11 protein-coding genes are annotated in these 16,265 nt (G+C 39.2%); 2 read left to right on the forward strand and 9 right to left on the reverse strand.

What is annotated here, in order from left to right:
* Positions 1–10 precede the first annotated feature (10 nt).
* From JHD79_RS11900 to JHD79_RS11920, 5 genes are all read right to left on the reverse strand, one after another.
* Positions 11–1,648, reverse strand: coding sequence for a RagB/SusD family nutrient uptake outer membrane protein (locus JHD79_RS11900; RefSeq protein WP_199119460.1), 1,638 nt, complete (start codon positions 1,646–1,648; stop codon positions 11–13).
* A gap of 11 nt (positions 1,649–1,659) precedes the next feature.
* Complete coding sequence (locus JHD79_RS11905; RefSeq protein WP_199119461.1) at positions 1,660–4,833, reverse strand: TonB-dependent receptor; 3,174 nt, start codon at positions 4,831–4,833, stop codon at positions 1,660–1,662.
* 288 nt (positions 4,834–5,121) lie between these two features.
* Positions 5,122–7,032 carry a 7TM diverse intracellular signaling domain-containing protein gene (locus JHD79_RS11910; protein WP_199119462.1) on the reverse strand — a complete coding sequence of 637 codons (1,911 nt, stop codon included), beginning with the start codon at positions 7,030–7,032 and terminating at the stop codon, positions 5,122–5,124.
* 648 nt (positions 7,033–7,680) lie between these two features.
* Positions 7,681–8,142, reverse strand: coding sequence for a MaoC family dehydratase (locus JHD79_RS11915; protein WP_199119463.1), 462 nt, complete (start codon positions 8,140–8,142; stop codon positions 7,681–7,683).
* 64 nt (positions 8,143–8,206) lie between these two features.
* Positions 8,207–8,671, reverse strand: a complete 465-nt coding sequence (locus JHD79_RS11920) for a nucleoside triphosphate pyrophosphohydrolase family protein (protein ID WP_199119464.1) — start codon at positions 8,669–8,671, stop codon at positions 8,207–8,209.
* Positions 8,672–8,849: 178 nt separating this feature from the next.
* Between JHD79_RS11920 and JHD79_RS11925 the strand changes: the two genes are divergently transcribed.
* On the forward strand, positions 8,850–10,949 hold the full coding sequence (locus JHD79_RS11925; protein ID WP_199119465.1) for an ATP-binding protein: 2,100 nt from the start codon (positions 8,850–8,852) through the stop codon (positions 10,947–10,949).
* 3 nt (positions 10,950–10,952) lie between these two features.
* Here JHD79_RS11925 and JHD79_RS11930 read toward each other — a convergent pair whose 3' ends face one another.
* Positions 10,953–12,938 (reverse strand): sensor histidine kinase, encoded by a 1,986-nt coding sequence (locus tag JHD79_RS11930; RefSeq protein ID WP_233164663.1) that lies wholly within the window; start codon positions 12,936–12,938, stop codon positions 10,953–10,955.
* Positions 12,939–13,158: 220 nt separating this feature from the next.
* On the opposite strand from JHD79_RS11930, the gene JHD79_RS11935 reads away from it, so the two are divergent.
* Positions 13,159–13,404: a hypothetical protein gene (locus JHD79_RS11935; protein ID WP_199119466.1), complete on the forward strand. Its 246-nt coding sequence runs from the start codon at positions 13,159–13,161 to the stop codon at positions 13,402–13,404.
* A gap of 296 nt (positions 13,405–13,700) precedes the next feature.
* On the opposite strand, the gene JHD79_RS11940 is transcribed toward JHD79_RS11935, so the two are convergent.
* From JHD79_RS11940 to JHD79_RS11950, 3 genes are all read right to left on the reverse strand, one after another.
* Positions 13,701–14,381, reverse strand: coding sequence for a response regulator transcription factor (locus JHD79_RS11940; RefSeq protein ID WP_233164664.1), 681 nt, complete (start codon positions 14,379–14,381; stop codon positions 13,701–13,703).
* Positions 14,365–15,480 (reverse strand): PAS domain-containing protein, encoded by a 1,116-nt coding sequence (locus JHD79_RS11945; RefSeq protein ID WP_199119467.1) that lies wholly within the window; start codon positions 15,478–15,480, stop codon positions 14,365–14,367. Before JHD79_RS11945 ends, JHD79_RS11940 begins: the two co-directional genes overlap by 17 nt.
* A gap of 145 nt (positions 15,481–15,625) precedes the next feature.
* Positions 15,626–16,192, reverse strand: a complete 567-nt coding sequence (locus JHD79_RS11950; protein WP_199119468.1) for a DUF892 family protein — start codon at positions 16,190–16,192, stop codon at positions 15,626–15,628.
* Positions 16,193–16,265: the final 73 nt, after the last annotated feature.

The raw sequence follows: 16,265 nt of genomic DNA on the forward strand, positions 1-16,265 counted from the left end.
TTAAACTTTGTTATTTCCAACCATCATTTTGTTTTACATTTCCACCACTGAGGGCAATTTCATTTAATGGTACGGGATACAGGTAATCTCTATCTGGATTCCATTTTCGTTTGGTTGCATCTTCTACTACCAAAATACCATCAGCATTTAAGGTAAGTGCCGAAGCGTTGGTACCTACCCATTCGCTAGCTATATATTTTCCGCCCAAAATAGGTTTGGCCATGACGTTACCAGCTGTTTTCCATCTGATGAGGTCTCCGTATCTAAAATTCTCCAGGGCCAATTCTACTGTTCGCTCCCTCCTGATTTCTTCGCGCATGCTAAGGTTATTGGCCGTAACAAATGCATTGGTCAATCTTGGTGCAAAGCCAGCCCTGGTTCTAAGGGCATTTATGGTAAGGTTAAGGTCTGCATCTGAAATGGTTTCAGTCAGCTCATATTTTGCTTCGGCATAGATCAATAGTACTTCTGCATAACGGATCAGATTTTTTTGTACCGTTGCATTTCCATTACTGGCCCAGTCGGCGGCATCGAATAGTTTTTTCCCAGCATAGGCTGTTCTAGAGCCCAAAGAGGTTTGTGGTACCCATGGTCTTTGATAAGATTGCTCTCCAGCGCGATAAACCAAAGTGGCCAAACGGTTATCTCTATTATCGAGAATGGTATTGTAGCTGGTTTCATTTGCCTCTGGCACAAAAAATGTCGAACGGGTAGCTGTAGGGCTTTGGTCAGAATTCCAAGCGGGAAGACCATCACTGTACAGATACTGGCGAATAAGGTTACGCGTTGGTGCTATCCTACCATTCTCCAGATCTCTAGAGGTGTTGTGCGTTAAAATGGTCAGCGCATATTGTTTCATCAGTATATTCTCGGTATTACTTGCCCCATCTCCCAAATGGGTAAATTCTCCCAGATAATTATTGAAAAGTACATGGCCTTGTCCCATTACCAAAGTTGCCGCTGCTACAGCAATGTTCAAATGGTCCTGCCACCCGCTAACATTGTTAAACTTGGCCGTTGTACCTTCCCTTAAACCTACGCGGGCCTTTAATGCCCAAGCTGTACTTTTTGTAATGCGGCCATATTGTGCTGCCAGTAGGGTAGCTCTGGTTGGCAACCAATTAGCGGCAAAATCCAAATCGTCATAAATAGCCTTGGCTACCGTACCCCTAGGTGTTTTTGGCATCAACAGATCTGGGTCATTAATGGTCAGGGTTCTCAACACCAAAGGCACATCGCCGTATTTTTCGATGAGCATAGCATAGGCATAGGCCCTAAAAAAACGCGCTTCTGCAAAGTACCTGTTCCTAATGGCATCGCTTACCGCTGCCCTTCCTCCTTTTTCAAGAATATTGTTAGCCGTAAAAATCATTTGATAAGGATCGCTCCAATTTGCATCGGTTGCGGGAATGCCCCTGTTTCCGGTGCTTATCGCATCTATATTCTGGCCTGTATTGTCATCGGCCCTATTATCTATGACATGTCCGGCCATCTGCTGATAAAGCCTATTTGCCGCGTTTTGAAGATCGGTTTCGGTATTCCAGTATCCAGTATCGGCAAAGGTGGTTTCTGGTGCCCTATCTAATTTGGCACAACCAGTCAGCATGATTATCGTTATCGCAAGAATTAATATATTAGTTTTCTTCATGATTATTTAACTTAAAAAGTAACATTTAAACCCAATGCATAGGCTCTATAGAATGGATAGGCCTGTGAATTCACGCCGTTTGGCACTTCTGGATCAAATACGCTCATTACCTTGGTACTTTCCCATAAATCCTGACCGGAGAAGTAGACCCTCAGGTTTTGTACATACTTCTTTTTAATTTTGATATTATAGCCCAATTGAAGATTTTTTAAGCGGATATAGCTTCCATTTTGTGTCCACCTATCAGATGGTTTATAGTTATGGTCGCTGGTCTGGTACATACGTGGAAAGAAAGCATTGGGATTATCTGGTGTCCAACGGTCCATATGTATGGTCCATGGCATATTCGCCGTTCCATTTAATGGTGCCAATGTTTCTGTAGCAATAAGGAAGGATCTTTTTAGGGTACCTTGAAAAGCTATTGAAAAATCAAATCCTTTCCAATTCAGCCCAAAATCGAAACCATAGGAATATCTGGCACTTGTATTCCCTAAGTAAACCAAATCTCCAGGTTCTTCCGGTGTACCTTTGCCAGCATCAATTATCCCATTGCCATCTAAATCCAAGTACTTGATATCACCTGCCTTGGGTGCGGCAAAGAAAGGATATTTTACCGTTGCGGCATAGGCGGTAGCTTCTGCATCGGTTTGGAAAATACCTCCAGTTCTATATCCCCAAACTGTATTTAAGGGATAACCTTCAATGGCATTTACCACACCACCTGTTCCAATTAACTTCTTGCTGTTAAATTCTATGAGCTTGTTCTGGTTATCGGAAAAATTCAATCCCACACTATACCCAAATGCCCCCACTTTATCGCGCCACCTTACATTAGTTTCCCAACCCCAGCTTTTTAATGTACCTCCGTTTACCTGTGAAGGCTGGATCCCCAAAATAGCAGGCACATTCACGTCTACATACATGTTGATGTTGCGGTTTTGATAAAACTCAACCGTACCTGTTAGGCGCTCTTTAAACATGCCTACATCTACACCCAGATTTGCCGATTGAACAGTTTCCCAAGTCTTGTTGGTAGAAGGAAGCTGAGGTTGATAGAAGTAATTGGCTCTTGCCCCATTCAGCACCAAATTAGAACCAGGGTTTAAAACCGGGATGTAATCATAGTTACCAATACCACCGTTACTTACCGCATTACCTACACGCCCCCATGATGCCCTGATTTTCAGGTTTGATATGGATTTGATGTTATTTTTAACAAAGCTTTCCTCGCTTATCCTCCAACCTGCAGAAAATGACGGAAAAAATGTCCAGCGAACGGATGGTGCCAATCTTGAACTGCCATCATAACGAAAAGTGGTTTCAAAAAGATATTTTTCGGCGTAATTGTAATTAAGCCTACCAAATAAAGAGCCAAAGGCATAGGTTTCTACATTGTCGCCTGCTGTTTTATTAATCGGATCTGCGAAATTAACACTGAAGATATCATTACTATAGAGGTTAGTGGCTCCAGAGCTCGATTCATCTTTCCTATATTGCTCGAAAGAAGCACCTGCCATTACTTTAAAGTTGTGTTTCTCTGCCAATTGCACGTTATAGTCTGCCGTAGTCTGTAGGTTGTCATAATAGCCCCTGTTTTTCACCAAGCTAATGCCATTGGGCACATTCGCCGTAAAACGTGGCGCTTCCAGGTTACTTCTACCGTACCAGAACAAACTTCTCCTGTCCTGCTCATAGTTATAGTTATCCTGATTTCTCCAGGCCACTGCATTAATCAATAGTCCCTTGGCCAAATTTTTGATCTTAAGGTCTATTTTTCCAGTAAAACTTTCGTACATCTCCCGGGTAAATCCTCCATTCTTCTCAATGTCTACAGCATTGATCTGTAGATCTCCATTATAGGGCTGTCCCGTTGTATCTTCTGGAGGGGTGTATAACGATTGCCGTGTTCTGACCCTGTACAGTGCGCTTACAATATTTCCGGTAGAAAACGAATTTGAGTTGGTAATCTGACCAATATAACCTGCTACAAAGCTCAAATCCATAAACTTGTTGAGCTCTGTATTTAAGTTGAACTTAATGTTATATCTGGAATTATCATCGGGTCCGTAGCGCAATACCCCATCACTGCCCTGATAACCTGTAGACAACAGGTAATTCATTTCCTTAGTGCCTCCACCTACAGATAGCGAATGGTTCTGTGCATGGTTAATCTTACTCATCCCCGCCTTGATCCAGTCGGTATTATCAAAATATTCCCAACGGTTGGCCGTTAGATTTGGGCGATAATTAAAATTGGGATTCTTTAACCATTCGATCTGCTCTGGTGTAAATTCCCTAGCTCCCGTAGCGTTAAAACGTGCTTCATCAATCAAGGTCTGCTCGTCCCAAGAATTTAAGCGTTCTGGTTGCCTTGCCGTAACATTGAAGCTGTAGAACGAATTGAAGTTTATTCTGGTTTTTCCACTGGTGCTCGACTTGGTGGTAACCAATACCACACCTCCTGCTGCCCTAGCGCCATAAATGGCAGATGCCGCTGCATCTTTCAGAAACGATATACTTTCTATATCATCTGGATTGATGAGGTTCAAGTCCATTTGGATTCCATCAACCAAGACTAGAGCACCTGTTCCGTTAATGGAATTTGTACCACGTATTCTTATGCCGTAATTTTCTTTGCCCGGCTGGCCACTGCTACGCGTAATAATTACTCCGGGTACCTGCCCCTGTAGTGCCGCTGTAGCATTTGGTACCGGTCTATTTCTTAGATCATCACCACTAATTGCAGTAACAGCGCCCGTTAGGTTTACTTTCTTTTGGGTGCCGTATCCTACCACCACCACCTCGTTAAGGCCTTTGGTATCTTCTTCCAAAACAATATTGAACGAAGTGGTATTAGCCACGCCTACCTCTTTTTCCTTATATCCAATACTGGAAAATACAATAATGGCATTTGCCCCTATATTCCTTAGCCAGAATTTGCCATCATTATCGGTACTTACTGCTTGCTTTGTTCCTTTTACCTTTACTACCACGCCAGGCAAAGGCGCCCCTTTCTCATCTCTTACCACACCAGAAATGTCTACATTTTTTTGGGGTGCTGTATTTACAGCAAGTAATTTCAGATCGCCTTTTTCAAAGGCTAAAATGTTTGTTTGCAGAACAAGGCACCAGAATAGGGTGAACACCATCTTCTGCAAAATCCTTTTTAATAGAATTTTACTCATACAGTTAAATTTGGTTGGGTTAATCTTCCAAAATATTTGGTGAGGTAAATATAGTGTGACAACTTGCAGATTTACAAGTTTAAAAAACAATTAAACTTCTGATAATTAGATATTTACAAATATTTTGATACGCTTTAATCTCATACAATAAAAAAGATAAGTAGCTGATTAATTGCCATATGATTGTGCACATAATTTGGCCATTGATACGTTTGGAACGCAACGAAAATATTTTCAAAAAAAATGCGGAAACGTTTGCGTAAAACGAAAAACAGGCTATTTTTTCGTTTATTTATCTAATATGAGCTTGCTCCAGCCCAATTTTCCAATACCTCTTAAGTCTTTTCGTCGTTCATCCATCACTTTTTTGATCTTAGCAGAGTAGGCCCAGCAGGTACTTTGCCTAATTCCAAGTTTTTCGGAAAGTTTATGGGAAGATATGGTACCCTTTGAATTGTACATTAGGTACACTAAATAAAAGGCTTTATTAATAGGAATACGATTATTCTCAAAAATGGTATGCTGAAGAACCGATTCTTCATAGGCACACTTGGTACAACGTCTATTATACTGTACTTTGCCACTACAATAATTTGTATGGTTACATTTAATACAGGCATAGCCTTTCTCCCACTTCAGCTCTGAGAGAAATTTATAGCAGGATTCCTTATCGGGATACTTTTGGCTAAATTCATCAAAATCTAGCTCCGTGGCATTGATACGTGCATCTGTAACTTTTTCAATGTTGGTTTTTAGGGTGATGTTATCTTTTTCCAAAAGCACGTTCATTCTTGAAATTTCTTCTGCCTGCCTCGACAGCAGGTTATTTTTCAGTAAAAGTTCCTCATTTTGCTTTTCGATGGTCTCATTCTGCTCCAATAGCGCAATGGACTGCTGCTTTACCTCCCTGGTCCTCTCTTCAACTTTTGCTTCTAATTTTCTATTCAGGCTATCTTTTAGATCGGCGTTTAACTGCATTTGTTTAATGATCTGCTTTTGGGCGTTTTCTTTTTTCTTTTTCAGGATACGTACCTGATCGCCAATGGCAAAGGAAAGAAAAACCATTTCCAGTAAAAAGCCAAAACTCAAGCTATAGAAACCCAGTGCACCTGGAATATGCCTTGCCCAGCCCAGTATATGGACCACTTTTATGACAAATCCCAAAAAAAGAAAGGAATAGCCCAGTACAAAGAACCGAGCTGGCCGGTATTTTTTCTTCCACCAAATGTATATGCCCGTTAGAAAGCCTACAGATAAAGGAATAAATTCTATAAACTTGTACTTAAACCAATCTGGGTTGTACAACAGGCAGACCATAAAGAATATCAATCGCAGAACAAGTATTACATTGATCAATCTAAAAAGAGCGGGTGCCTTTAATTTTACATGCAAAAGTTCTTTGGTAAAGATCAGTCCGAACGAGCTTAAGCAAAAAAGCGCTATACCATAGGCATATTCGTTCCATACCGGTTGCTGTGGCCATAAATATTGATAGGCAATTCCATCTATGGACATTTCATATACACCTACGCTGAGGATATATAGAATATAATAAAGATACTGTCTTCTGCGCACGGCTAAATACATCAGTAAATTATGGAAGCTAAAAATGAATATCATCCCATAAAAGAGGCCGTAGGTAAGGTATTCGGTAAGGCCGTACTGTATAAAGCGTTCTACGGTCCTGAAAACAATGATCACATTGACCCGATCTTTAGATTTGACCCGGAAGTAGTAGTAATATTCGCCTTTTTTTATATTCTTGATGAGGAACTCAAAGTTTTTATGCCGATATAACCTTTCTTTAAATACAAGATCGGCCCCAGTCTTATCCTTCACGTAAATGCCATTTTCATTAGGCATGTAAGCTTCAATATGGTCGGTAATCTGGTCAAAAAATTCTATGAGGCTTGATTTCTCCAGGTCTTCATCCAAACGTACCTTTACCCTATACCAATATGAAGAGCTTCTGTTATAGTTCTTGGGATAATAATCGATATTGGGCTTGAACTTATGCTGATAGGCCTTACTGGAAACCAATTCAAAAGGCAGATTGTTGGTGCTGTCTTCCAGGCACAAAATTTCGCCAGATTTAAAAATATATTCTGCAGTGGTCTTATTTAGAACAACCGTTTTTTGCGCATCTGCCTTAAAAAAGGCAAATAAAAGAATAGCAGCGATAAGCTTTCTTAATAACATTTTAACATCAGGGGCTAGAAAAATGATACGGTTTAGTTTGGTGCTGTTAAATATATAACAAAAAATAAAATACCTACGAGTTTTTAGTGGCCATTTCGATTGCATTCCCATTTGTTCCACTTCTTTCGTTTACATGGTTTTTCTAGATAATAGATCTTTTACCGCTGTGCTTCCCTAGAGATGAAGCAATGGAAAGGCAGTAGATTTGGCAGGAGCAATCTTTTGTACCAACCACTCATCTATGTAGCGTGAACACCGATAAAAGCAGGTAGAATGTGGTATTTGTTGCCAGATCCACCAGATACATTACCTGAAAGGAAAATGCCTGCTATAGTCAGATCTCTCGTCGCTACGCTTCTCTCGAGATGACGGAATGGAAAAGCCAGTAGTTTTGGCAGAAACTGGTCTTTTTCATCAACCATTCATCTACGCGGTGAGGACACCGCTAAAAGCGAATAGGCAAAAGAATGGCGTTCCAACTATTTCAACTTACAATGAGGTTTACTCAATAATCGATCTCTCGACGAAGTGCTTCCCTAGAGATGACGAGTTACTCACCAAAGATAACCTGTAATAATCTAACATAGATTCCTCCTAGCCCAGGAATGACAGAATGTGAATCCCTATAAATGAGAAAAGGACTATATCTTAGTCAATAAAATGGTAAAGGAACATCACATCACCAATATATGCCGGTTTTGTTTGGTCCTTAATGTCGAGTACTACTTCTATGATAACCTTCGTTGTTCCCCTTAAGTTGGCAATAGATTTTAATTTGGCCCTCAGGCGTACTTCGCTGTCTACGATAACAGCCTGTCCAAACTTTAGGCTTTCTATACCATAATTAATCTCCATTTTCAGGTTATGGATTTCCGCGATCTGTTTCCATAAGTATGGAATGAGCGAAAGCGTAAGATAGCCATGGGCAATGGTAGTTTTAAAAGGACTTTCTGTAGCGGCCCTTTCCTTATCAATATGTATCCATTGATGGTCTAAGGTGGCATCGGCAAACTTATTGATCTGTTCCTGATCGATCTTGTGCCAATCTGAAATTCCAAGTTCTCTTCCCAAAAATGCTGCAAATTCATCGTGACTACTAATCTTAATCATAAATATTGTATTTAGAATGGCCTAAATTAATGAGTTTAATTTATTTATAAATGCATATTTATTGTTACAAAAGTCCTTTTAAGTCGGCAGGCGAATAATTGATGGACTTTAAGGTCTTATGGTCGCTACTGCGATACACCAGATATAGACCGTCAATTTCCTTATAATAGGCCTCTACATTGTCTTTTTGTTTATAATGTGCTATGGTCTGGTTAGCCTCTTCTATGGTTTTACAGGCTTTGCTCATATTTGAACGGTGTACCTCATCAAACAGGGCCTTAAATTTGCTGCCCAAACCAAATTCCAAAACTGCTCCAGCCAAAACATACTGTAGGTCACAAAGTGCATCGGCAACTTCTACCAAATCGTTTTGTGTTACGGCTTCCTGCAGTTCTTTTAATTCTTCGGCTATCAGGTCAATTCTCAACTGGCTTCTCACTTTAGCGGGGATGGCGGCCTGTTCAACAATAGGGTGCTTAAATGTAGCATGAAATTCGGCCACTTGGCTCAATGCTTTTAGATCTTCCATTACTTATAATTAATGGTACTAAGGTTTGATTATTTGTGGTCAATCACAAATTTTATTATCAACACCTCCAAAACACAACAACATAAAAAAACATAACTCATTGTTTTATAAAAAGATACATAATTAACATTTCATTTTATCTAAAGATTTCGATATTTTTGGTTTCCCTTAAAAGACAATGTCCATCAAAAAAGATAATAAACCCAATTTTAACGCAAGATCTATTAACAAATACAAGAAAAGAAACAAAATTGGATTTCTTCATGATGGTTTCTTTGTTGTACTGTTGTCTTTTATGTTTTTTTTCAGTGCCTGTGAAAGGAAAGAGGCCGTTATCAACGAAGTCTTCGTTTTTGACAAAATCTTTAACCGGATTGACAGCGTGCAAAAATCTGGAAATATAAATTATGCTTTGGAAATATTGGATTCTGTACGGCCAAATATTTCTAATGATGATATTCAGAACCTATCCAATTTCTACATTTTCTCCTCTCAGATCAGGTTTTCAGACAAGCGGATTGCCTATAGCTATGCCGATAGTTTATTGGCGCTTCTCAATGAAAAAAAGGAGCAGGAAAAATATAAAAAGATATATACAAAAGCATTGATCTTGAAAAGCGATGCCTATGTATTTTATAAGCAATATGACGATGCACTTCGTACTTATTTCAAGACCAGTTCTTTAATAAACAAAGAAAAAGACCCCATCAATTATAGCGATTTTGCTTCGAAAATTGCGCACATTTATTATGCACAGGGCAGGTTTGCCCTAGCTGCACATTATCAAAAAGAAGCCTATACCTATATACAACGTGCCAAGGATGTGTATCCACAAACCCGTTTTTATCTTACCCAGGGGGCGTTGAACAATGCCGGATTTTCTTACGAAAGGGCCGGCATATTAGATAGTGCCCTTATTTTCTATAACAAGAATATTCAATATATACAGGGTGAGGAAGGAAAGGCAACCATCAGCGAGCATCAGATGAATGCGGCGAAAATTGTTGCCTTTGATAACCTTGGTGGTCTATTTGCCAAAAAGGGGAATTATGAACTGGCCCAAAAATATCTGGAACAGAGCATTGCCATGAACGATTATTCCATAGATCCTTCCAAAATATCGGCCTTTATTAAACTAGCCAAGGTATATGCCCATACCAACAAGATAGAAAAGGCAGACTCTATCTTAAATGCTACTACAAACATACTCCCCCTGGATACGGCTAATCTGTTTTCAAACCAGCTAAAGTTATACCGGGTCAAAAGTGACATCTATTTTCGCCAAAAGAGATATAAGGAAGGGTATGAAAACCTGAATGCCTACCTCTCTATTTCAGATAGCCTAAACTTATTGAACAATACCATTAACAAGATTGACCTTGCAGAGAAATTCCGCAACCTGGAAAGCCAGGACGAAGTAAAGTCTTTAACGAAGACCAACCAGAGCAAAACTATATATCTGGTTGGGGCCATATTGTTCTTGATAATGCTTATTCCCTTGATCATGTTGGCACTGAAGAATGCCAAACAGGCAAGGAAAGCAGAAAGGGATACGGTAAAGCATAACCGAGAGCTGAAAAAGGCATTAAAACGCTTAGAAAGCCGGAACAGGGACTATGCAAAGATGATGAAGGTAATGGCCCACGATCTTAAAAATCCCATTGGTGGCATGGTTGGCATTGCCAATCTGTTATTACAGGAAGATAAGTTTTCTGCCGAGGATAGGGAAATGCTGCAGCTGATAGAAAGCTCTGGCGAAAACTCCATTGAAATGATTAACCAGTTGCTCAATTCTGGTCTGGCCGTAGAGAATGAAATCATCAAAAAAGAGAAAATAGATATCCAGCACCTGCTGAGACAATGTACTGAGCTCTTACAATACAAGGCTGACGAGAAGAAACAGAAAATTATCTTTTACAGTGGAGGTCCTGTTAAGATCATGCTGGGCAAAGAGAAAATATGGCGGGTTTTCAACAACCTTATTGTGAATGCCATTAAGTTCAGTCCAAAAAAAACAACCATAAAAGTGGTGCTAGAACGCCTGCAGAAATCTGTAAGGATTGCTATTATTGACCAAGGAATCGGTGTACCTGAGGTCGATAGGCACAAGATCTTTGAGATGTTTACAGACGCCAAACGCCCGGGCACTTCAGGGGAACAGCCCTTTGGCATTGGCCTTTCCATTAGCAAACAGATTATTGAAAGCCACCAGGGCAAGATCTGGCTGGAAGATAACCCGGAAGGTGGAACCATTTTTTATGTAGAACTGCCCATATAGGCGTCATAAACTTTTGGGCAGATAGAAATAAAAGGAAACAATCTGGCCCACAACCTGCCCCCTAAACTCACCTCCGTTAAGTTTCACATATTCTTTGCACAAGTGCATGCCCAAGCCTATTCCCTTTTCATTTCCGGTTCCCGTGGTTACCGTATATGCCTTGGCACTCATTACTTCTTCTAGGTTAAATTCGCTTACGTTGGCTATTACGTTGCTTACCTTCACCCATAGTTTATCTCCAATCTGTTCTACATCAATAACTATATTCTGACCGGCAACTGTGAATTTAACGGCATTGTCTATAAGGTTCCGCATGACCAACTGGATCTGGTTTTCATCTGCATAGACTAAGGTATCACCATTAATATCCAACCGTATATTTACCGCTTTGGTTTGGGCCAAGGGCGAGTACACCAATATCAGGTCGTCTATAAGTAGTTTGAGGTCAAATTCGGTAGCTTCCATCCCTATTCCCTCCATCTGTCCCTTTGCCCAATACAACAGGTTATTAATGGTGTTGTGAATGGTATCTATATTTTTTTTGTTCTCGTTCAACAGCATCTTAAGCTCTTCAAAGGAAAGCATATCCATATCTTTTAAGGTAAATATGCTAATGAGGCTGTTAAAAGGGCTTCGCAGATCGTGGGCTATAATAGAAAAAAGCTTATTTTTTACTGCGTTAGATTCTTCAAGCTGCGCAATGGTATCTTTGAGTTTGGCGGTACGCCCTTCTACCAGTTTTTCCAAACGCTGCTTTTGTGTTTGAACCAGTTGGTAATTTTCTTCCCTTACCTTTTTTTCGTTATTTATAATATTGGTATAACGATTACCTAGGGCAAAGGCCAAAAATAGCAATTCTACTGTTGACCCTAGGGGCAGAAACCAAAAACTATAATCGCGGAACTCAAGTATTCCCTGCATGCTCAATACCATGATAATAAGGGTAACGGAAATGGCACTCCAGGCCAGTATATAATATTTGGCCGTGTTATTTCCCTTTCTATAGGCAATTATACCAGTAAGCATGAGCAATATGGGCGAAAACAGGGAAAGGAGCTGTGTAAATATGGTGGTTATACTCTTATAGCCAGCCAAGCTAAGAAGCATAAGTATTAAACAGAGTATAATGATCACGTTACAAACCTTTGATATGCGTGGGGAAATGGCTTTCAGGTTAAAAAAATTATTGGAGAACTGAATGGAACTTGCAATGGCAATTCCGACAAAAAAATGTGGGTATTGGTTAAGGTAAATGCGAAAGTTTTCTCCAAAAAGGTAACCGTATCCACGTAAATAGCAGCCCACATATACACCAAAGGCAAATACATATAGGCAATAGTAGAGGTAGGTTCTATCTTTTAAGCTGAAATAGAGAAAGAGGTTGAATATCAACAAGGTCAAGAGCATACCTATATAGATCTTTTCCAGACTGATCCTGATAGAGTTCTGGTTAAAGTCTCCATCTCTTGAACTCATCATTTTAAGGGGCAGAAGCAAAATGTTATGGGTCTTTACCCTTAGCCAAAGGGTGTGCACGGCGTCTCTTTCCTTAAAATTTGGCAGCGGAAATACAAAGTTATTGGACGTAATTACCCCTGGCAATGATTTTCTTATTGATCCGGCATGTAGGGCAATAAAGCCCGTGTCGGCTGGAATATAGCAATCTATATTCTCTATATTGGGAATATCAACTATAAGATAGTCTTGCATGGCCGTTGAGCTGGTAAAAGCTATTTTTATCCAAAATGCCGATTGTGTATTGCTCAGATTCAGAATATCCTTATTGCTTTTCCTAAATGCACCTTCACCATCAAGCTGTATTACATCTGCCAGTTTCAGGACTGCCTTCTTATCTTCATAATAGGTAACCTGTTTTCCAATGTTAAGATTGGAGAAATGGTGTTCCAGATGTACAACCTGAGCTGTTGCACCAAATAAAAAGCTCACTACAAAAAATGCTAGAATGGCTAGGTAACGCATATGTTTCATTAAGGCCTTCCTAAAATAATCAAATAATTGAGATTTGCCCCTAATTTTAACACCTCGTTAGATTGGGTAGACATTTTATGCTTTTCTACTTTATTTCAAACCAAAAGCCCTATAGCAATGTTAGGTTATATAATATTTGGAGGCTACATGGCTGTTTAACTTGGGCCCGGAATAAAAAATCAATATAATAGCCTCTATTATTAATTAACCTAAAACAATCATGAACTACCTTAATCCAGAGTTTTATATTATTGCTGCCATTGATGACAAGGAAAGGCATATTAGGGTAAAACCTTTAGAAACTACCGATGGTATCTCCTACTTTGTATGTTTTATTGGCGAAAAGGAAATTAGCCAACTGAGAAAAGAGGTTTATGGGAAATGGGAACAGCTGTGGGGAGCGCTTAATGAAAAGGCTGTAGCTAACCTGGGGCATGCCATAGAGGAGAAGATAACGCCAACGTAGTGGTTTTTGGTTGGTTCGTTTTTTGGTTGGTTGGAGTCCGAAGTTGGGTGTTGGAAGAATAAGAAGAATGGAACAAAGAATAAGGAATAAAGACACTTTTACTTTCATAAATCCATCATATGCAATTGAATTCGTCTATTACACCAATTTGTTTGCCAGAGCACAACCTTTTTCGATAGCAAAGGAAAACTATATTGTAAATTGATTAGAGTCCGAGGTCGAATGTCCGAAGACCGAAGTTTGAGGAGCAATGAGAAAAGACTGAAATGGAAAGTTTAAAGCGTGGGTATTATCGCTTATATGAGAATACCGTTTGTTAAACAAAATTTAATGAGGGCAGCAGTATTTCTGACCCCGGTTTTACTGATCATCTGTAACCTATGGCCTTCTACGGTACGCTTGCTCGTAAACAGTTTTTCTGCAATCTCCACATTGGTATAACCTTCGGCTATTAGATTTAATATTTCAATTTCTCTTTCTGAAAATTCTATATCGGTATTTAGATGGTGCTGGCTTGTGGACCACGACCATAAAGATTTTTTCAATAATTGGTGCGAAAGTTCTGTACATAAATAAAAAGAACCACCTGCAACCTGTCTAATGGCGAACAGCAATTCTTCTTTATTGATGCTTTTTAACAGATAGGCATCTACGCCCGCCTTAAATGCCAGAGTGAGGTATTTTTCGTGATCCAACATTGATAATATGATTATCTTAATACCAGGATAATCTTTCTTTAACCTAGCCGTTAGTTCCAGCCCATCTATTTCTGGCATGTTAATGTCTGCAATTACCAAGTCGATACCATCTCCATACTTTTCCAGCTCATCTAAAATATCCTGCCCGTTGGCACCTTCTCCCACTACCTCTATATCTTCATATTTGTCCAATAATAATTTTATACCATTTCTAACCAAATGATGGTCATCTGCCAATAAAACCTTTATGATATTTGTTTTTTTAATCGGAGAAGTCATGGAGCGGTATATTAATTAAAACTTTTGTTCCTTTATTTGGTGCAGTAAAAACATCAAATACACCATTTAAAATATCTATTCTATTGGCTATGTTCTTAAGCCCGAAGCCATTTAAGGCCTCTGACCATGCTTTACTTTCCATGCCTTTTCCATTATCGGTCTGGCTAATATAAAGCTGGTCATTTTTTTGCAGTACAAGCACATTTATAAGCGTTGCGTCCGCATATTTAATGGAATTGTTGAGCAGTTCCTGTATCATTCTGTAAATAATGATTTCCAGGTTTCGGTTCAACCTTTCTACCTTCAAATCGAAACTGAACTTAAAGGCGATGTTTAAGGGTTTCAATTTTTTCTTCAGCATGTCTGCCAGTGCTATTTCCAACCCCATGTCATTCAACAAGATTGGTGTGAGTTCGAAAGAGATCTGCCTGACCTTTTGGATTGCCCTATTGAGCAGTTCGCTGCTTTCTTTTTCTGCACTACCCAAATTTAGCTGTGCGGCAAATAACAACTGCCCTACTTCGTTATGCAGAGCTTCGGCAATATGGCTACGTTCATTTTCCTGTGCGTGCATAATTGCCTTTAGAATTTCCCTTTGCTGGTTGGCCTTCAGCTTCAGCTTTTCTTCCAAGAGATTATTTTTTTCCTCCTCTAAGATGACCTGATCTGTTATATTTTGGGAAATTCCTATAATTTGAACGGGTATTCCCTCTTCATCACGCTTAAATACCTTTTGCTTGGATACCAGCCAGTGCACCTTGCCCTGATAATCGATAATACGGTATTTCACTTCTTCTATATCTTCATCTGCCGCATATTTTAGGTTGGCAATACTTTCAAAGTATTTATCCTTATCTTCTGGATGGACTATCTTCTCAAAAAAATAGGCGCCCATATCGGCTATTTTCTTTTGGGTCATGTTAAACAAGCTCTGTATCCTGGTATTTGAATAGATAATTCTCATACACCTGACATCGGTTAGGTACAACATGTCTGGAACTGCATCAGCGATCTTAAAAATCATTGATGATTCGATCTCAAAATTTTCTGCTGTTTGTGCTATGACCTCGAAATTTATAGAATCTTTTAAGCTCTTCATAACAATTTTATGCCGATAAAGAATTCAGTCGAACTATAAATATACTAATTTTTATTGAATTTTTCAAGTTAAAAAGAGAGCGTTAATTTGGCGAGCGTATTATTTAGAGAGAGAGTGCCAACTTATAAAATTCAATAAAAATTACTTATTTGTGCTCGAAAACAGTTTCCTTTGTTTTGTAATTGGCATCAATTAAAGAAAGTCGTTCTTCCATTCTGAGCTTATTATGTATAATGATCTTTAGCAGGTTAATCATTTCTTCTTTTTGTACCATCCTGGCTTTTTTTAACAGTGCCTGATAGATAGCCATTTGATATTCTTCTACCTGTTGTATACATACGGTGAGGCCTGCATTTCGTAAAAAACCATCACGATGAGTAATATCGATAATGTCATAGCATTCTTCTATGAGGATATTAACATCTGCATCATCCTTGTCTAAGCTGTCAAGGCCCAGCATTTCAAATATCTTTTCCAAACGGTTTAGATTTTCCTTGGTACTGCGCTGTAGCTTGTTGATTACCTGAAGCAGTTCTGCACTATTTGCCCCCAACAATAATACCGGCAATGCCTCCAACCAGTTTTTTTCGGCACTATAAATGGTCTGTAAGTGCTCTATGAAAGTATAATCACTGTAATCAGCATTAATTAGTGCCTGATTATTCGCTTTTTTCTGGTTAACCCTGTTTATTGGAGGATTGCTTAGTTTCATTATAGAATTAATTTAAGTTTTGACCTTTATGTGCTGCTAATGTTGTGCAACTTTATTGTCATGATCTAATTTC

Origin of the sequence: Pedobacter sp. ASV28, from assembly GCF_016428855.1 — a bacterium.
Taxonomy (GTDB): Bacteria; Bacteroidota; Bacteroidia; order Sphingobacteriales; family Sphingobacteriaceae; genus Pedobacter.